Below are 18,932 nucleotides of genomic sequence, written 5' to 3' on the forward strand. Positions count from 1 at the left end.
ACTTTTTGCTATCCCGGAGAAAAAAAACCAAGCCTGGATGGAATTGAAATTAAAGTTCCTAAAGGTCATACACTGGGAGTAGTGGGGGTGATCGGTTCAGGAAAAACCACTTTGACTCAAATGCTCTTACGATTATATGAACCATCCTCAGGATCTTTAATAGTAGGAGGCCGCCCTATAAAAGATTTCTCTCTCTCCTCCCTGAGAGAGGCCATAGGCTATGTAAGCCAGGATCCATTTTTATTTTCCACATCCATTCGTAACAATATTGTTTTGGGAAGAAAATCGAATCTTGAGCTTGAAGAAATAATAGGTAGAGCAGGCTTGAGCAAAGATATTTCCCGGTTCCCTGAGGGGTTGGATACTTTGATCGGTGAACGTGGAGTGTCTTTGTCAGGTGGTCAAAAGCAAAGGGTTGCCTTGGCGAGAGCCCTCTTATCGGAACCCGAGGTTCTGATTCTTGATGATGCTTTCTCAAACCTTGACTCTGATACCGAAGAAGAAATTTTAAGGAATGTCCAGGTACATCTTGCTCAAACCACTACCTTTATCATTTCCCACAGGCTATCGGCCGTCCGCAACGCGGACAATATAATTGTGATGGATGCAGGAAAAATTATTGAGCAGGGAAGTCATATTTCTCTTATGCGTGATGGAGGAGTTTATGCGGGGCTGGTCAACAACCAGTCCCTGGCCAAAGAGCTGGAGGTTTTGCTGTGACCACCAGGTTCAAAATGGAAAATATGAAAGACCGTTATCGTGAATGGGCATTGTTTAAGAGGGTGCTTGTTTATTTGAAGCCATACAGCCAATGGGTGGTGCTTGCAATATTCTTCTTAATGGGGGTCTCTCTGCTAAATCTGGCTGGTCCCTACCTTACCAAAATCGTAATTGATGATTACATAAAAGTTTCTGACCTTGAAGGTCTTGATCTCATTGCTGGCTTGTATCTGGTCGTGCTGGTTGCTTCCTTTGTGTTTCAGTTTTCCCAGACTTATCTGATGCAGTATATAGGTCAAAAAGTAATGTTTGACCTGCGTTCGAAAGTGTTTGCACACATCCATAAAATGTCATTTTCGTATTTTGACAAAAACCCGATCGGTAAAATGATCACCCGGGTGGTTAATGATGTTGAAGTTCTTAATGAAATGCTGACTACAGGCCTTATCCTTATTTTCAATGACCTCTTTACACTTGTAAGTATTTTTGCTGTCATGGTTTACCTGGATTGGCGACTGACTCTTGTTGTTTGCACGGTTTTCCCCTTGCTGGCATGGGGTACTCGTCTTTACAGGATTCGGGCGCGTGATGCACTCAGAAAAAACCGGGCTCATGTTTCTGAACTCAACTCCTACCTGGAAGAGAACATCTCGGGAGTAGATACGGTCCAGTGTTTCAACCTGGAAAAGGCAAACTACGAAAACTTTACAGATATTAACCGGGATAGAATTAATGAAGACCTGAGAACGGTTCGCTACAATGCTGTATTTATGCCTTCCATAGATTTTTTTAGCTCCCTGGCTATCGGGTTAATCTTCTGGTATGGGGGAGGCAGGTTTGTTCAGAATGAGATTCAGTTGGGTGTCCTGGTCGCATTTATTCAGTATTTGCAGAAATTTTTCGATCCGGTCAGAGACCTTGCGGAAAAATTCAATATCATTCAGACAGCCATGGCCTCTTCAGAGCGAATTTTTGAATTACTGGATACTCCTGAGCAGTTACCCGACCATAATCCATCTCACCCTGGCTTCAAAATAAAAGGAGAGGTGGAGTTCAAGAATGTCTGGTTTGCATATAATGACAACAACTTTATTTTGAAAAATATCAACTTCAGCCTACAGGAAGGCGAAAGCCTTGCTATTGTCGGCACTACCGGATCAGGGAAATCCACGTTGATAAATGCCCTGTGCCGTTTTTATGATATCCAGAAAGGGGACATCCTGTTTGATGGTAAATCGATAAAGGATATCAACAAATATGATTTGCGCCGCCAGATAGCACTGGTTCAGCAAGATGTGTTTTTATTTTCAGGCAATATTTCAGATAATATTCGACTGGGCAACGAAAGCATGGAGCAGGAAGAAGTTGAGTCCATCGCGCAAGCCGTAAGCTCACATAACTTTATCAACAGCCTGCCTTTTAAATATGAACAGGACTTGAAAGAGGGCGGAGCGGGTATTTCCTCTGGCCAGCGTCAATTATTATCTTTTGCCCGTGCTTTGGCCAGTAACCCCAAAATACTGGTGCTTGATGAAGCGACATCCAGCATCGACCCTGATACCGAGAGGCAAATCCAGAGCGGAATCATGGAATTGACGCGTGGAAGAACCAGTATTATAATCGCACATCGGATTTCTACCCTTATGCATGCAGATAAAATTCTTGTATTAAAAAATGGCGAAATTCTTGAGTTTGGATTAAGAAATGAACTCTTGCGGCAAAAGGGTGTTTTCTACAAACTTTGCCATTCACAACTGTAATAGAAAAATCTGCCAGGCCGCGGCAGATTATCAAACAGAGTTCGACAAAATCCTCAAATCCGGCAAGAACATGAAAGATGTTTTTTCGGGTATCAACGACACAATCGACGGCTTGATCCGGTAACTCCTCACGTTTACTTTCTACACGGTTTGTAAGGAGTCGGCATCTAAAAAGACTATAATAAAGACTGAGATAATAATAACCCTGTAAAGGTGAGAGCGATGAGAAAATCAGTGTTTCTTTTGATGGCATTCCTTTTCATGTTTTTATCCATCCCGGTGTTTGCTGACGAATCTCCTTTGAGTTTTCCCATGCGTGAAGGCTCCAATGCAGAAGCCCATAAACATAATGAGGAAGGGATTTCTCATTACAATCAGGGGCATTATGATGTTGCCTTGAAACATTTTCAGATGGCATCCAGCATTGACTCGTCAGCAGGGGAGGTGCATTTCAACGAGGCTTTGTGTTTGGACAAACTGGGACGGCATGGTGACGCGACCAACCATTTTTACGCAGCTAGAAAATATGCACATGGCAACCCTGCGATTCTGGAGTCTGGAATTCTTAATGCCCATGCGCCTATGAAGAGAGAGGGCTCCTGAGGTCAGGATTTAGACTTAAAGGGAATGATTAGCCGGTCAACAGGCCGATTGTTTTGGATATGTTCTGTGATTATTTCTTCCATATCTTCTTTTGATCTTGGTGCATACCATACATCATCAGGGTAAACCACCATGGATGGACCTTGTGCGCAAGCATCCAGGCACCCTGCCTTGTTGACCCGTACTTTGCCTTTCATCCCCATTTCGTGGACACGGCCTTTCATATAGTCGAGCAGTTCTGTCGAGCCTCGAGAGTGGCAACAGCCCCGTGCGTCATCAGCTTTTCTTTCATTGATGCAGATGAAAATATGTTTTTCAAATGGTGGCATGTTTTATTCGAGGTGTTTCTTAGAGGTTTCCGGCTAGTCGGATTTTGGGAGTTTGGTGGAATGGGTTTTATAATACTGCTTAAACTGGCCAAAGTTGACGTAACACCTTTCACAACTGTCGGGGAATACGGTGACTATCACGCCACTTTTGATTTGAGCAGCAAGTTTCAGGGCTCCAACCATTGCTGCGGCAGAGGAATGACCTACCAGTATGCCTTCCTGCTTTTCCAGATCTTCAACCATGTCGTAGGCTTCATCAGTCGGAACGCTTAGTTTTCCATCCAGTTCTTCTTCTTTATAAATCCCGGGGACGATAGAAGACTCCATGTGTTTGAGACCTTCCAGTCCGTGCAGGGATTCAGCGGGTTCGACCGCATAGCATTTAATATCGGGGTTCAGTTGGCGCAGTCCCCGGCTTGTGCCCATAACAGTACCTCCGGTTCCGATACCCGCCAGAAAATGGGTGATTCGGTGATTGGTCTGGTTCCAGATTTCCTGTGCTGTGGTTTCCTGATGGGCCTGCCAGTTGGAATCGTTATTATACTGGTCGGGCATGAAATACATATCCGGGTTTTCTTCATATATTTTTTTTGCAAGAAGAATGGCTCCATCAGACCCTTCAAAGGGGCTGGAGGTCACTATTTCGGCACCGTAGAAATCTGCCATCAAGCCTTTGCGTTCATTGCAGACATTTGCTGGCATAACAAGTTTGACTTTATAACCTTTTACTTTGCCGATTAGTGCGTAGGCGATACCTGTGTTGCCGGATGTGGAGTCGAGAATAGTTTTTTCCTTAGTGAGCCTGCCTGATTTTTCACCGTCCTCAATCATTTTCAGGGCAGGTCGGGATTTTACCGAGCCGCCGGCATTTTTCCATTCTGCTTTGGCATATATGTCGACATCCTTGAATTCTTTTCCGAGATTATGGATGCGGATCAAGGGTGTGTTTCCGATTGCCTTCAAAACCGATTGGTCGGTGATTACGGGGCAGGTCGGAGCCTGGACTTCAAATGGAATGGGGAAATTCATCGATTTTGTCATTTCAGCTATTAGATATCTTTTAAACCTGTAACGTTGCTAAAAAAATGCATGAAATCGTCAATTTTTAATTTTCACGTTAGCGTGACAACCCGCAGAACTCTTCATAGTCGATCAATTCTGTGATTGTGGGTTGATCACTGCATACCGGGCAATTCGGGTCCTTTTTTAATTTCAGTTTCCTGAACTCGGTGTTCAATGCGTCATAAAGGAGTAAAGAGCCGACCAGGGTATCCCCTTTTTCTAAAATTAACTTGAGGGTTTCAACCACCTGCAGGTTTCCAATCACACCTGCAAGCACTCCTAAAACACCACCTTCCTGGCAATTGGGAACCAGCCCGGGTGGGGGCGGCTCAGGATACAGGCAGCGATAACAAGGGCCATCGCCAGGCTTGAAAACAGTCACTTGCCCTTCGAATCGGAAGATGCTGCCATGAATATTGGTTTTGCCCGTCATCACACACGCGTCATTGATGAGATAACGAGTCGCAAAGTTGTCGGTACCGTCCAAAATATAGTCATACCCTTCAAAGAGTCTCATGATATTTTCTGAACTCAGTCTTTCGTTAAAGACGGTAACCTTGACATCTGGGTTGAGCTTTGAAATAGTTTCTTTTGCGGATTCGGTTTTAAGCATACCGATGCGATCAGTATTATGAATGATTTGCCGTTGCAAGTTGCTGAGGTCAACCACATCGAAGTCGATGATTCCCAAATTGCCGATACCTGCGGCGGCCAGATAAAACGCAGCAGGAGAACCCAGCCCTCCTGCACCTACCAAAAGAACTTTTGATTCTAAAAGTCGGCTTTGTCCCTCACCGCCTACTTCCGGCAGGATGATATGACGGCTGTAACGCTCTATCTGCTCATCGGTAAAATCAATCATCAGCGGACACCACCTGCTATAGCCGGTATGATGGATATTTCATCTCCATCTTTAACCGCTGTACCTTCTCCGTCAAGAAATCGAATGTCTTCTTCATTCAAATAAATATTGATGAAACGCCTGGGGGTACCATTTTCTTCGCAGATTCGTTCTTTAATTCCAGCAAACTGGCTTTCCAGATTATTGAGAATTTCGCTGATGGTGGCACCTTCTGCCTCAACTTCACTCTTGTTGTCAGTCAACTTCATCAGCGGTGTAGGTACTCTTACTTTTACTGCCATGCTTTACTCCTTTTAAACTGTTAAACCGTTGGCAAAAATTTCTTCAAAACTATCTATGTTGGGTTCGATCACCTGGGGCGCGGGAAAACTTTTTTCCAGCGCTTCCTGGGTTTTTAATCCGTTGCCTGTGACGCAAATGACAGTCACTTCGTCCGGTTTGATTCGTCCTTGTTTCACCAGTTTTTGTGTGACACCTACCGTAACCCCACCTGCCGTTTCCGTGAATATGCCTTCGGTTTCGGCCAGTAGCTTCATTGCTTTGACGATTTCTTCATCGGAGATGTCTTCTCCATAACCGCCACTGGTATTTGCGGTTTTGATACCATAGTATCCATCAGCGGGGTTGCCGATAGCGATAGACTTTGCGATTGTATTTGGTTTTACAGGAATAATATTGTCAGAACCATTTTTTATAGCCGTTGTCACGGGGGAACAACCTGTTGCTTGAGCTGCAAAAATCTTGGTTCGCACTTTGTCGACCAATCCCAGCATTTCAAACTCATGGAAAGCTTTCCAGATTTTTGTTATCAGCGAACTACCCGCAACCGGCACGATAACATTATCCGGAGTTTTCCACCCCAACTGCTCGGCAATTTCATAACCATAAGACTTGGAACCATCGCCATAATAAGGCCGAATATTAATATTTACGAAAGCCCATTTATGGGTATTACCAATTTCACTGCAAAGCCGGTTTATATCATCATAACTGCCTTTGATTGAAATCAGTTTGGCTCCATATACCAATGTCCCAAGAATTTTGCCAGCCTCCAGATTATCGGGAATGAAAATAACACTTTTCATTCCAGCTTCAGCAGCATGGGCAGCCACAGAGTTTGCCAGATTTCCCGTAGAGGGGCAGGCGACGGTGTCAAACCCGAACTCTATGGATTTGGATACCGCTACTGAGACAACTCTATCTTTAAAAGAAAAGGTAGGGTGATTGACAGAATCATTTTTGACGTAAAGGTTGTTTAAACCCAACGCCTTGCCCAGATTTTTTGCCCTGACTAAAGGGGTAAATCCGGTATTCAGCCCAACTTTAGGAGCCTCGTCCAATGGCAGGAGAGTCTCATAGCGCCACATGGAATGTGGGCCGGACTCAATAGATTCCTTGGTCGTGACCTTTTTTATAGTTTCATAGTCGTAATTGACTTCCAGTGGTCCGAAACAGAATTCGCAAACATGAACCGGTTCCTTGGGGAACTCCCTTTTGCATTCTTTACAAATTAATCCTTTTACATAACCCATTCCAACTATTCCTTAGTTTTTTAAGTAAAATTATTCGCTTTATTTTTGCCTGTTATTTCTCAAATATTGCTCGTCGGCATGGCAAAATAACAACGACATTTTTTCCAGTGCCTAAATCCTTGGCAACCTTATTTGCCGCAAAACACGCTGCGCCAGAGGAGCTACCAACTATGAGGCCTTCTTCTTTCCCAAGTCTCTTAGCAAATAAAAAAGCATCCTCATCTGAAACGGGTAGAATACTATCTAACAGGTCAAGATTCAGAACATTTGGTTTAAAACCTGCTCCAATTCCCTGAATTTTATGTGGGCCCGGCGGTTTCCCTGACAAAACTGCTGATGTTGCCGGCTCCACACCTACTATTTTAGTTTGATTATAATGATTCTTTAGAACTTCCCCAGTACCTGTTATTGTTCCACCCGTGCCGATCCCAGCAACAAATGCATCAACAGGCTCATCATTCATGGCAGCAATGATTTCGGGGCCAGTTGTTTTCCGATGTGCTTCCGGATTGGCTGGGTTGTTAAATTGTTGGGGCATGAAATAATCTGGATTTTCAGCCAGCATCTCTTCTGCTCTCTGGATAGTGCCCTCCATGCCAAATTCTGCCCGGCTCAGCTCTGTTTTTGCGCCAAAACTTTCCAGAATCATTCTCCGTTCGGTGCTCATGTTTTCGGACATAACCAGTATGACGTTGTAGCCCTTGATAGCACCTACCAAAGCAAGCCCTATCCCGGTATTGCCACTAGTTGGCTCAATGATCGTGGACCCAGGCTTCAACAATCCCTTTTGTTCCGCATCCTCGACCATGGCCAGGGCGATACGGTCTTTGACACTTCCGCCAGGATTGAAGAATTCCAGCTTCGCGAAAATATTGGCACCGTTTGAAGGAATTACGCTATTTAGTTTAACTAATGGGGTGCCACCGATCAACTCTAAACTATTAAGAAATCTGGATTTAATCATTTCAACCCTGGGAATCTCTGCTCTAATCCGCTTCCGATGGAATGACTTTTCTGCCTGACAGAAAGCTTATCTGCAGAAAAGGGGATTATAGAATAAAAGAACAACTACTATGCTTGAGATTGGCCTTAATTTCAAGCACTTTATGGGATTTTTGGTTTGGGTTTGGTTAGCTTCCCAGGTGGGAGATATTTTTAAGATTGCTCAGGCGTTTTTTGAATTCGTGGGTGACAAACTCAGAATCTCCAGTGTTTGAAATCACGTGCGGGGTGATAAAAATCATCAGTTCTGTTTTTTTAAGGCTGGTTGATTCGGATCCAAACAGCTTTCCTATGTATGGGAGGTCTTTTAGTACAGGAACGCCAGAGACTGTATCAATTGTATCTGTGCGCATCAACCCGCCCATGACCAACACCTGGTTATCTTTTAGTACAACTTCGGTATTTACCTGTCGTGTGTTAAACGAAGGTTGGTCACCCACATCCGTCCCACGGCTCGATATTTCCTGATTGATTTTCAAGTTTATAAATTTTTCCGAATTGATCTTAGGCGTAATGTCCAGTTTTACACCAACACTACGATATTCGACCGTAGCACTGACAACTGCTGAGCCTCCTGAAGGGACAGATGCTTCTTGAACAATGGGAATCTCATCTGTGATTGAAATGTTTGCCGCCTTATTGTCTGAGGTCACGAGAATGGGGTTGGCCAGAACATTGGTCTTGGAGTCGGAAGCAAAAATCTGCAGTTGGGCAATGATTTTATCCGGCTGACCAACGAAAAAACTACCTCCTCTTAAGAATGAGGACGCAGCCGTTGACAGGGAAGACCCCAGGGAAGACGCATTATCTGTACTGGAACTGATACCCCCGGCTATGGTCCTGCCCTCTGGCCCACCCGGGTCTTGTAGGGCTAATTCCAGTCCTGCGGCAGTTTGTTCATCAACCTGGAGGTCTACAATCAATACTTCTATCAATACCTGTTGCGGTAACAGGTCCAGTTTATTTATCAGTGCCAGAATCGCGGGATAATTGCGCGGGTTGGTCCTTATAATCAGGGAGTTCGTATCTGAATCGGGCAGGATAGTGATATCACCTTCAAAGTTATCGCTGAGGCCGCTTGTTGTCTCAACAACAGGGGCCTTGCTTGAGGATACAGTGGTTTTGGCTCCTGACACATTTGCTTTTGTTTTTGTTGTATCCTTAGTATTCTTGTTTGTCTTTGAATTGCTGGTTTTATTGGTATTGGTATTCTCCTCATTACCCGGAGAGGTGAAGATTCCGTTTAATAGTCCGGCCAGAGCGGCCGCATCACCATTTTGTACATAATATACGAAGGTGCTGACTTCTCCTTCCGAAACAGGTTGGTCAAGCCGGTTGACCCAGAACTCAATGGTGGGCAGGATTTTGTCAAAAGCGTTGACCACAAGAACTGAGTTTAACCGGGTCAATGAGAGGAATGTAAGCGAATCGCCCAAGGCTTCCTTATACCCCATAGAACTGAAAATTTCTTCCAGTTCCTCTACCATTACTTCAGAGTCTGCATTACGCAGTTTATATAGTTGAATGTCTGAGGAAGCTAGTTTGTCGATATCCAGAGCCTGTACGACCTTGACAATACGTTTAACGTTATATGCCATTTCAATCATCATCAGATTGCTGGTTTCAGGAACCTCAATGAAACTGGCGTTGGTTGTGAGGAGCGGTGTGATGATTTTTCGCATCGATTCTACTGAGATATGCTTGAGCGGAATGATTTGAATGATCATTCGCTCTTTATCCGGGATGCTCGGATCGTCGGAAAAGTGGATGCTGAGAGGCTTTTTCGCGGCTTCAGGGGCTTCCAGAAAACGATAGAAATTTCCACTCTTAACCACTGTTACATTGTTCAGGGCAAGTATTTGTTCCAGGACAGAGTAGAGATCACCCACTGGAATTTTGTTGAAAGTTTGTAAGGTTACCTTGCCAGAAACATTTCCTTCAATAACATAATCAATTTTCAATAGTTCACAGAAGGTAGTGATAACATCGTAGAGATCTGTTCCTTCAAAATTCAAGGTTATATGTTTTGCCTCTTTCAGCTCTTCAGGAAGATCAGGTTCAACTCTGACCACAGTTTGGATTTTATCCAGCGTAGTTTTTTGCCGTTTTTGCAATTCAACTTTTTCAATTTTATCTGGTGAGTCATCTTGTGATTCGAAACCGATTTCTTTTTGCGTCAGGACAGTTTTTTCTGTAGTAGGAGCTTTTTCCTTGAAGATGAGTGAAGACTTGCTGGGGACAAAAAACTTTCTTCCTGTTATATCTTCAACGAGATACCATGTTTGTCCATTTCCATAGCCCCTTTCTACACGAACCAATTCGAAAAGATCGTCTTTTGCTGCTGTTCCTAATTTCTGATATTGAGCGCCTGGGCCTTTGCGTAATGGTGTGTTGTCCTTGGTGATACGGATTTTTCTAAGATTAACAGGTTTGGGGATCTCTTTAATCTTTTGAGAATCGATTAAATCTCCTGTTTCGGCTTTTTCGCTTTTTCTAGGCGGAGATTTAAAAACCATAGAGTCTATGACATCGGATTTATTTTTAAGCCGTTGCATGGTGGATTTTTTAGTTACGCCACATCCGTACCAGGCACTAGACAAGATTAAAATTGCTAATATGATAGAGGCTCTTTTCATATTTTTTTCCCGCCTTGAGTTTCTAGCTCCTGAATGAAGCCCGTTATTACGAGTCGTGTTTGGATTTCTTCCGGATCAACTTTGTTGATTCTGCGTGATTGCAGCTCTTCAATGATTAGAAACTTTTCGTTATTTTCTATGCGCATTAAAAACATAGATAGGTTTTTAAGGTTTGACCGAATCGATATTTCAATGGGTACCGCTAAAATACCTTCCATGTACTTTGGTTTTTCAATCTTAGTCCGCTCAATTGTAACTGCTCCCATCGAGAAACTTTCGATGAGTTTTTGTAGGCTGGCCGCGGCGAGTCCAGTTTGTTTTTCTATGAAAAACCTTCGGTTCAGTTTCGTATGGGTTGTTTGATTTGCTTTTTCTTTTTTCTGATAATAGGGTTTTTGGTTTAGGATTTCATAATATTTTTGGATGAATTGTATTTTATTTCTAATGCTGTCATTTGCTTTTTCCTGTTTTTTGTATATGGGTTCCGCGACAAAAAAATATAATGTATAGCAGGCAACAAAAATGACACCTGCTAATAAAACATTCTTATCTCTTTGGGTGATATCCATTTACGATGCCTTTTCCAGGTCAGCATGAATAGTAAACTTTTCACCAGCTGATTCACTGATAATTGTTCCTACAAAACCTGCGTCCTTGAATGTTTTGGATTTTTCCAAAATAGGTATCAGCTTTGAGGCGACTGGAGTAAATCCTTTGATCTCAATACCATCTTGTTTGACTTTAAAATGTGTTAACCAGGTATCCCGCGGAAGAGTGCGGCTTAACTCATCTAAAACTGGAAGCTTGTCGGGATATTGTTTGCTTATTGCACTTAAAATATCTACATACTGCTTTAATGATTCGTATTCCAAGTCTATTTTTTCCAGGCCCGCAACCTGACCTTTAATTTCATTCAGCTGTTTGTCCAGGCTGCCTAAAGCTTTATTGCTGTAAATCACCTTGTTGGCAAACCAGCCAGCCAAAAGGAGAACTACAGTGGCGGCAAGGGCCAAAGTCACTTTGGGATTTGATCTTTTTCTTTTTGATTGGAGCTCTTCTGGCAAAAGATTGGTTTCAATTTTTTGTTTTTTCAGCTCTCTCATACCAAGTCCGAGAGAGGTCAGGGAAGCAGAAAAAGACCCGGGAACGCTGACGGAGTCAGGAGCTTTAAGAGGAATGGTTGAGACTTCAGTTTCTTTTTCCAATTGTTGTGTTATCTGAGAAGTTAGAGCGCCTGCACCTGTTAAAAGAATATGCCCCACTTGTTCGTTATCCTCAATGTTCCTGCAAGATGAAAGAGCCTGTGTAAGTTCTTTGATAAGGGATTTGGTGATTTCAGTTGATAAATGTTTTAACTGCTCTGAATCATTTAATTTTCCTGAGTTGGCGTCTCTAATTGCAGGTTGGTTCCAAATCAGATTTCTGGAAAACACTATTGTATCGTTTTTTATCAGAGCTATGTCCAGAGCTTCCGGACTTATGTCTGCGAGTGCCCAGATAGACATTTCGCTTTCAATGCCTTGTGCGAGCCCAAGGTTGACGTTTGCGAATGTGGAGACATCTAGTATTGTCGGGTTCAGGTTAAGTTTGCGGATCAGGCCCAGATAATAATTGGCAATTTCTTTTTTTATTGCTGCAGAGGTGACATGGTAATTGTTTTCGGCCTTCTGGTTTAGTTGGTATGTGAGATATAAATCTTCAAGCCCTGAAGAAAACTGTCGTTCCAGTTCAAACGGTGCCATTGACTGGGCGGACTCCAAGTCAGGGGCGGGCAGTTCAAAAGTTTTGAATGTCACATAACCTCTTGGAAGGCTTACAACCACCGATTCCGGCCAGGTATCATGCTCCACTATAAAATGGTTGACCTTGTTGATGAAGTGTTTTTCTGCCTTCTCGTCTCTACCCGTCAAAGGCTTCAACGTAATGGTTTGACCATCTACAACTTCTACCGAGCTTAATTTTTTGCCGAGAAGTGTAAGAGATACATAATTCTCACGGATATCAACGGCTAATGATTTTTCTATGAATATAGATTTCATAAGTCCAGTACGTTATCGTTCCAATAATGAACAACCATGCGCGCGTTGTTTCCTGATCCGGTTTTTTCTAATACTGTTTCCAAAGTGTGTTCTGTTCTGCTGCCCTGAACTTTTCCAGTTGAGGTGACCCTGAAAAAATTTGAAATGCTATTCGAGTGATAACCCTTTGCAGCCCTGTTGTTTAAAATAACTTCTACCTGTTCGGGGGGATAAATGATATTTAACACTTCCTCGGTTGCGGTATTAGGATTCACCGATGAAAAGTTATAAATAGTTAAAAACTGTACTATTCCTTTAAGTTCCCCATCCTCCTCAGTAGAGCCGTATAAAATTTCTTCGGTCATTCCACGAACCTTCAATAGTTCTCCAAGAGTTTCAAATTTTCCATTTTTCGCATAATAGGGGGGACGCTGTGAGCGATAATAATCGTCTTCTGCACCATTGATTCGATGATTTTTGTCTGCGTCAATCCAGTCCAGGATCGAATCCGAAATTGTATCCCTATCAAGTTTCTCTTTCACTCCGGAATATTCCAGCAGTTTATTAAGCACGACTTTGCTGGCAAAATTTATAGAAATTTTTCCATTTTCATCTCTAATCTTGTAGGTAATAGTTCCATTTTCAAATTCGATGTCTGATCTGTTGACGATGTCAAATTCCTGGGCCTCTTCCGCTTCGGCTGAACCTTCAGAATTTGTTGCTGGAATTGTTTTTTCAGCTATCCACCCATATTCATCGTGTATGGAATGAAAACGGGAGGTTTTTAGCAACTCTGCCAATGCAAGATTAATCCCGGCTTTGGCCAGATGATAGCTTTCGGTATCTTCTTTATAGTTTCGAGTCGTGTTGACCTCCATCTTCATAGAAAAAGCAAACTCTGTTGCCAAAGCGATTAATAAGACAAGTACCCATAAAACGATCATCAGGGCAATGCCACTTTGATTGGATTTAAGCTTTTTCATTGTCAGTCTCTTTTTCTATTACAGGTAATGCAAATTCCATTCCAGAGTTGAGCAAAACGAGGATCGAGGGTGAAAAAACAGGTTCCAGTTCTTCGTCACCTTCCTCTTCTCCCGGCTTAGGCTGAGGCGTGACACCGATGGTGATCTCCACAGCGCGCGGAAGCGATATTTTATTAGCTTTTTCAAAGTCCAAAACAGAGTTGTTCTGGTTGGAGCCGGTCTGGCTGGTTTGGTTTTGTTCAAAAGATTCCATAAAAACCCGATCTACCCACTGACCGGAATATTGCTGGGCATTTTTATCTGTCCCTTCTACCTCCTGGGGCGGCAATTTTTTCACTTTATAGTACCGAAACTTCATTTGGGCAACGTTTTCTGCCAGAACCAGGTATTTAATTGAGTCAGAACGTGGGTCGATGCGGGAAAAAACATCACCGCCAGAGATATCTCGCTCCATTAAAATGACCCCTCTCTGTCCAGTCTCAGGATGTTCTCCAACATAAAATTTAACCTCATGTGTCAAGCTTGATGAATCGGTTGCTGTCATGGGAGTTGCAAATGAGACGAAACGTATGGAGTTAGTTTCTCCTTCAAAAGCCAGAATTCTTTTTGAAGAAACAGGAACTGTGACTCCCGGTATCCCATCAACTTGATTGACAAAAACAGGATAGGTGGATTGAAGTTTTTGCTTGAGTTGTTCACTGATCATTCGCAAACGCTGATAGACGTCTACCTTTTGTTCACCTACATCACGTGCTGATATGCCAAGACGAACACCTCCAAGACCCAAAGCAACTATGATGGCAACAATGGACATTGCAAGTATCAGTTCGAGCAAGGTGAACCCTGCGGGGTTTTTAAGCGGGTATCTTGCTGATTTGACAAAGTTTTTTATATTCATGGGTTAACGCATCCGGCTCCAAAAATAAATACTTGTCCAGAAGAGCAAGAAACGGATGGGGATTCAAAACTAGTGGTTGCACCGCTAACGTTGCTCGAACTTGGGCTGCTTGAATTTGAGCCGCTAGAACTTGAGCTGCTCGACTCTGAACTGGAAGTTTCTGAAGCTTCTTCTCCACCACTACCTGGCGATGAGGCTCCTCCTGAAAACAATTTTTCCAAACTAGAGTCTGACTTAGGATAAGTCTGGCCTTCCAAATGAAGGGTGGCTAATTCTATGTTGCGTGTTTGACCTTGGTCTTCCCATGCGACTCTTAAAAGAACTTTTTGTAGTTGAATGCCGGACTCAGGATCGTTTAACAGGGAATCGTGAGGCTCAATATCAACCTCCCAGCGATAATTTTCGTCATTTTTAAATTTGCCTGAATTTTCACTGGGCTGGAAATTCAACATTTCCAACTCGTTTATTTTTGAGTTTGCCAGTGCGACAGCTTTCATATATTGACCAGAAAAGTCAACGGAAAGGACACTGCCGGAGAACAGGTTGAGTACCGTTAAAAAACCTCCAGCAAGAATGGTAAGCGCAACCACAACCTCCAGCAGGGAGAAGCCATGCTCATTCTTCCAGTTGATTGATTTTGGGTTTTCCAGTAATGGGGTCGATGATGACCTCATAAATATTTTCCTCATCTTCATCGTTGATTGATTTAAACCTCAGGGATCCTCCGCTGGAATTACCTCGAGGATAAAATAGAATCTTGAAGGCCCCCTCGGTCAGGGTTTCTTCCGCATTTTTGTAGTCCATGATTCGGACTGTTTCATCAATTGGCTTTGATTGGGTGACTTCATTCTGTTTAGGTATTGCCAACCAGTATTTATTTTCATCGATATTAATATTGAAAGTGAACAAGGCTTTTTTCGATATGGCTTCACTACGAGTAAACTGAATAGCTGAAGCAATTTGGCGAACTTCAGATTGCAGTTTAAGACGATCCAGAGAGGAGGCCACGAATGGGAGCGTCAGCCCGGCAATCAATCCCATTAGAAGTAAAACAAGGACCAATTCGAGAAGCGTAAATCCTTCAATATTCCTGTTAAGGGTTTTATTCAAAGTTTTTCCAGCTAACGATGTCCAAATCGTTTTCTTCTCCTCCTTCAGCGTTGTCTGCGCCATAAGAAATCAGGTCATAACCTCTTCCTTCTTTACCGGGTGATTCGTAAATATATTTGTTACCCCACGGATCAAGAGGAAGACTCTTTTTCAGATATGGGGCTATAGCTTCGAGCCCCTCATCGGTTGAGGGGTATTTATGTTTTTCCAAACGATAAAGATCGAGGGCTTGGCCTAGAAGTTCAATCTGGGCCTGGGCATCCTGTTGCCGAGCCTTATCAACACGACCAAAAATCTTGGGTGCGACCGTGGCCGCTAATAAACCTATAATAACCATCACCACCATAAGCTCGATCAGAGTAAAACCTTTTGAGTTAAGGCGGATGAATTTGAAAGATTTTGTTTGGCCCTTCATTTTTTTTCCTTGTCTAAATTATGGGTGATTAAAAAACAATGTCGTTTGCACCTATGATAGCAAGTAGCATTGATACCACGATGAAACCTATGACTAGTGCTATAAATAGGATCATAACAGGCTCAATCATGGATATAAGTTGTTTGATAGCCTGCTCAACTTCCTTATCGTATGTTTGGGAGACTCGAGTGAGCATATTATCCAGGGAACCAGAAGTCTCACCTACTGTGATCATTTGAACTGCCATGGGAGGAAAAACTTCTGCCTCCTGAAGCGGTCCCGATAATCCTTTGCCTCTCTTCAAAGACTGTCTAAGGACCCCGACGGCGTCGGAAATGACGCGGTTGATCAAAATGGACTGAACAATCCCCATGGCCTGTAAGACGGGCACTCCACTTTTCAAGAGTGTTGCCATAGTCAGGCTGAAACGGGAAACCTCTACCTTGCGGATAAGAGAGCCAATCAAAGGAGTTTTTAAAAGGAGTTTGTCCCACCAAAGCCGCCCTTTATCAGTATTTGTATAAAACTTAAAAGCTCCTGCAGATACAAACATTGCCAGAATTAATGCTGGCCAATAGTTTATGATGAGAGAACTGATGCCCATCAAAATCTGGGTCGGAAGAGGCAGTGCCGCTCCCATATCTTCAAAAAGTTTTGCAAATTGAGGAACAACAAAAGTAATCAGTACAACTACTGCGGTTGCTCCAACCATAAAAAGGATTGCGGGATAAATCATGGCAGAGCGGATATTACTTTTGAGCTCAACAGATTTTTCCAGGAACTCTCCCAGGCGGGTTAATGCTTCACCAATCAAGCCTCCCGCTTCTCCGGCACGGACCATGTTGATATATAGTTTTGAAAAAACATCAGGGTGTTCTGCCAGGGCATCGGCAAAAGATGTTCCCGCATGAACCCTTTTGCGAACATCCGCAAGTATCGATCGAATCTTTTCAGTTTCTGCAAGTTTTACAAGAGTGGAAAGGCCATCGTCCAGGGTGAGCCCTGATTCTATCAGGGTTGCCAGTTGCTGGGTAATCGTCATCAAGTCTTTTGTAGACACCGCGGAACCAAAACTCGGTAATGCGAGCTTTAGCCCGGAAGAAAGGATTGAAACACTTTTTCCTTCTGCAACCTTTACCGGAAAATAATTGAGCTGGCGTATTTGCTCGATCGCAGATTGGTAATTTGGAGCGTCGATATCGCCTTCAATAAACTTTCCGCTTTTATCCGTGGCTTTGTAGGAATAAACCGTCATGGTTTACAGGTTTACCTCTTGGTAAGGAATGGTTAGTTTCTATCACTCAGTGTAACGCGCAGAATTTCTTCAACAGTTGTGATGCCCTTTACAACTTTGTCCCAACCGTCTTCACGAAGGGTGCGCATTCCTTTTTCTCTTGCTTGATCACAAATCATTTGTGCAGTCGCTTTTTTCAGAATAAGTTCACGAATAGAATCATCTATGACCAGTAGTTCATAAATGCCGCATCGACCTCTAAATCCCGTATGGCTGCAGGCATTGCAACCTTTTCCATGATAAACTTTTACGTTTTCTTTTTCCAGAATCCCCATTTCCAGTTTTAGAGTTGGTGTCAGAGGTGCTTCTTCCTTGCAGTTCGGGCAGATAACCCGGACCAGCCTTTGGGCAAGTACGCCAAGTAGAGCTGAAGAAAGAAGGAAATTTTCGATCCCCATATCCAAAAGCCTGGTTACGGCACCTGCTGCATCATTAGTATGAACAGTACTGAAAACGAGATGTCCTGTTAGAGCGGCCTGAATGGAAATTTCGGCAGTTTCCGGATCGCGGATCTCACCAACCATGATGACATCTGGATCCTGACGAACGATGGAGCGTAACCCATCTGCAAAGTTCAGCCCTATTTGTGATTTGACATGAATCTGGTTTATGCCCCGCATCTGATATTCTACGGGGTCTTCAATGGTAATAATTTTTTTGTCAGGTGTGTTGATTTTGCTTAAGGCAGCGTAGAGAGTGGTGGTTTTACCACTACCGGTCGGGCCTGTAACAAGAAACTTTCCATAAGGTTTTTTGATCAATGATTGAATCTGTTGGAGTTCTTTTTCAGGAAATCCCATCTGGCTCAAGTCTAGAACCAGGTTACCCCGGTCAAGAATTCTCATAACCACGCTTTCACCATACAATGTTGGGAGGGTGGACACACGCATGTCGATATCTTTGCCTAGAATTTTGAGTTTTATGCGCCCATCTTGCGGCAACCTTCGTTCCGAGATGTCCAGCTTGGACATGATTTTTATACGAGTGGTGATGGCTGAACTCAAACGTTTCGGAGGAGGTTCCAACTCGTGCAGGATTCCGTCAATACGATAGCGAAGAAGCAAGTCGTCTGCGAAAGGCTCCAGATGAATATCACTGGCTCGCGATTCGATGGCCTGACTGATGATATGGTTCACCAGTTTGATGACGGGAGCCTCAGAGGCCATGTCCCGAATGTGCTCGGTGCTTTCATCCAGTGAATCCAGCCCATGCATGTCGTCGTCCTGAATTTCACTGACCATGCGGTCCATTGTTGATCCGCCTTCTTCTCCATAATAGGTTTCGATAGATTCCAGGATGTCCTGCTCACTGCTTAAAACAACGCGTATGTTTTTTCCAAGTGAGACTTTTAAATCTTCTATGGTGTAAAGATCAAAGGGGTCGTAAACAGCCAGGATAAGAGTATCGTCTTTATCTTGAAGTGGGAAAATGACTTTTTCCCTTAAAAAAGTTTCAGTTATGGTCAAGCCTTGAACGGGTAGACCAGACTTGGGGTATTGTTCTTTTTTGATATAGGGCAGGCGCAGTTCTGTGCTCAGTGTTTCAAGCAGAGCCTGGGTGTGAATATATCCATGATCGGCCAAAGTTTTGCCAAGAAAACCTCCTGCATGCAGGTTGTTGGCCTTAACTTCGCTCAGGGCTTTTTCAGTAATTTTATTATGCCTGAGAAGTATGCTTTCTACTGGGTCCGTTTTTTTCAACATAATAT

General features: G+C 43.3%; 19 protein-coding genes. 3 read left to right on the plus strand and 16 right to left on the minus strand.

Features of this window, described 5'->3' with window-relative positions; translation table 11 throughout:
* The 3 genes from F3741_05845 to F3741_05855 form a co-directional block, all read left to right on the plus strand.
* Nucleotides 1–720 (plus strand): ATP-binding cassette domain-containing protein (locus F3741_05845; GenBank protein MZG30322.1); only part of this gene is annotated, 720 nt, incomplete at its 5' end.
* Nucleotides 721–734: 14 nt separating this feature from the next.
* Nucleotides 735–2,480 (plus strand): ABC transporter ATP-binding protein, encoded by a 1,746-nt coding sequence (locus F3741_05850; protein MZG30323.1) that lies wholly within the window; start codon nucleotides 735–737, stop codon nucleotides 2,478–2,480.
* A 222-nt stretch (nucleotides 2,481–2,702) separates the two neighbouring features.
* The gene (locus tag F3741_05855; GenBank protein MZG30324.1) at nucleotides 2,703–3,083 is read left to right on the plus strand and encodes a hypothetical protein; all 381 of its coding nucleotides are present in this window, start codon (nucleotides 2,703–2,705) and stop codon (nucleotides 3,081–3,083) included.
* Nucleotides 3,084–3,085: 2 nt separating this feature from the next.
* Here the strand turns inward: F3741_05855 and F3741_05860 are convergent, their stop codons facing one another.
* The 16 genes from F3741_05860 to gspE all read right to left on the minus strand — a co-directional run bounded on the left by F3741_05860 (nucleotide 3,086) and on the right by gspE (nucleotide 18,927).
* A complete protein-coding gene (locus tag F3741_05860) occupies nucleotides 3,086–3,412 on the minus strand; it encodes a (2Fe-2S) ferredoxin domain-containing protein (GenBank protein ID MZG30325.1) in 327 nt (108 codons plus the stop codon).
* 33 nt (nucleotides 3,413–3,445) lie between these two features.
* Nucleotides 3,446–4,441 carry a cysteine synthase family protein gene (locus F3741_05865; GenBank protein MZG30326.1) on the minus strand — a complete coding sequence of 332 codons (996 nt, stop codon included), beginning with the start codon at nucleotides 4,439–4,441 and terminating at the stop codon, nucleotides 3,446–3,448.
* An 88-nt stretch (nucleotides 4,442–4,529) separates the two neighbouring features.
* On the minus strand, nucleotides 4,530–5,336 hold the full coding sequence (gene moeB, locus F3741_05870) for a molybdopterin-synthase adenylyltransferase MoeB (protein ID MZG30327.1): 807 nt from the start codon (nucleotides 5,334–5,336) through the stop codon (nucleotides 4,530–4,532).
* Complete coding sequence (locus F3741_05875) at nucleotides 5,336–5,617, minus strand: MoaD/ThiS family protein (GenBank protein MZG30328.1); 282 nt, start codon at nucleotides 5,615–5,617, stop codon at nucleotides 5,336–5,338. Before F3741_05875 ends, moeB begins: the two co-directional genes overlap by 1 nt.
* Nucleotides 5,618–5,629: 12 nt before the next feature.
* Nucleotides 5,630–6,868, minus strand: a complete 1,239-nt coding sequence (locus F3741_05880) for a threonine synthase (protein MZG30329.1) — start codon at nucleotides 6,866–6,868, stop codon at nucleotides 5,630–5,632.
* Nucleotides 6,869–6,920: 52 nt separating this feature from the next.
* Nucleotides 6,921–7,832: a cysteine synthase A gene (gene cysK, locus F3741_05885; protein ID MZG30330.1), complete on the minus strand. Its 912-nt coding sequence runs from the start codon at nucleotides 7,830–7,832 to the stop codon at nucleotides 6,921–6,923.
* Between the two features lie 166 nt (nucleotides 7,833–7,998).
* Nucleotides 7,999–10,506 (minus strand): type II secretion system protein GspD, encoded by a 2,508-nt coding sequence (gene gspD / locus F3741_05890; protein MZG30331.1) that lies wholly within the window; start codon nucleotides 10,504–10,506, stop codon nucleotides 7,999–8,001.
* Complete coding sequence (locus tag F3741_05895) at nucleotides 10,503–11,075, minus strand: hypothetical protein (GenBank protein ID MZG30332.1); 573 nt, start codon at nucleotides 11,073–11,075, stop codon at nucleotides 10,503–10,505. The genes gspD and F3741_05895 overlap by 4 nt, the downstream gene beginning before the upstream one ends.
* The gene (locus F3741_05900) at nucleotides 11,076–12,545 is read right to left on the minus strand and encodes a hypothetical protein (protein MZG30333.1); all 1,470 of its coding nucleotides are present in this window, start codon (nucleotides 12,543–12,545) and stop codon (nucleotides 11,076–11,078) included.
* Complete coding sequence (locus F3741_05905) at nucleotides 12,542–13,507, minus strand: general secretion pathway protein GspK (GenBank protein ID MZG30334.1); 966 nt, start codon at nucleotides 13,505–13,507, stop codon at nucleotides 12,542–12,544. The genes F3741_05900 and F3741_05905 overlap by 4 nt, the downstream gene beginning before the upstream one ends.
* Nucleotides 13,494–14,405, minus strand: a complete 912-nt coding sequence (locus F3741_05910; protein MZG30335.1) for a prepilin-type N-terminal cleavage/methylation domain-containing protein — start codon at nucleotides 14,403–14,405, stop codon at nucleotides 13,494–13,496. Before F3741_05910 ends, F3741_05905 begins: the two co-directional genes overlap by 14 nt.
* Nucleotides 14,402–15,100 carry a prepilin-type N-terminal cleavage/methylation domain-containing protein gene (locus tag F3741_05915; GenBank protein MZG30336.1) on the minus strand — a complete coding sequence of 233 codons (699 nt, stop codon included), beginning with the start codon at nucleotides 15,098–15,100 and terminating at the stop codon, nucleotides 14,402–14,404. The genes F3741_05910 and F3741_05915 overlap by 4 nt, the downstream gene beginning before the upstream one ends.
* Nucleotides 15,021–15,578, minus strand: coding sequence for a hypothetical protein (locus tag F3741_05920; GenBank protein MZG30337.1), 558 nt, complete (start codon nucleotides 15,576–15,578; stop codon nucleotides 15,021–15,023). Before F3741_05920 ends, F3741_05915 begins: the two co-directional genes overlap by 80 nt.
* Complete coding sequence (gspG, locus tag F3741_05925; protein MZG30338.1) at nucleotides 15,508–15,930, minus strand: type II secretion system protein GspG; 423 nt, start codon at nucleotides 15,928–15,930, stop codon at nucleotides 15,508–15,510. Before gspG ends, F3741_05920 begins: the two co-directional genes overlap by 71 nt.
* A 28-nt stretch (nucleotides 15,931–15,958) precedes the next feature.
* Nucleotides 15,959–17,185, minus strand: a complete 1,227-nt coding sequence (locus F3741_05930; GenBank protein MZG30339.1) for a type II secretion system F family protein — start codon at nucleotides 17,183–17,185, stop codon at nucleotides 15,959–15,961.
* Between the two features lie 32 nt (nucleotides 17,186–17,217).
* Complete coding sequence (gene gspE, locus F3741_05935; protein ID MZG30340.1) at nucleotides 17,218–18,927, minus strand: type II secretion system protein GspE; 1,710 nt, start codon at nucleotides 18,925–18,927, stop codon at nucleotides 17,218–17,220.
* Nucleotides 18,928–18,932: the final 5 nt, after the last annotated feature.

Source organism: Nitrospinota bacterium, from assembly GCA_009873635.1.
Taxonomy (GTDB): domain Bacteria; phylum Nitrospinota; class Nitrospinia; order Nitrospinales; family VA-1; genus LS-NOB.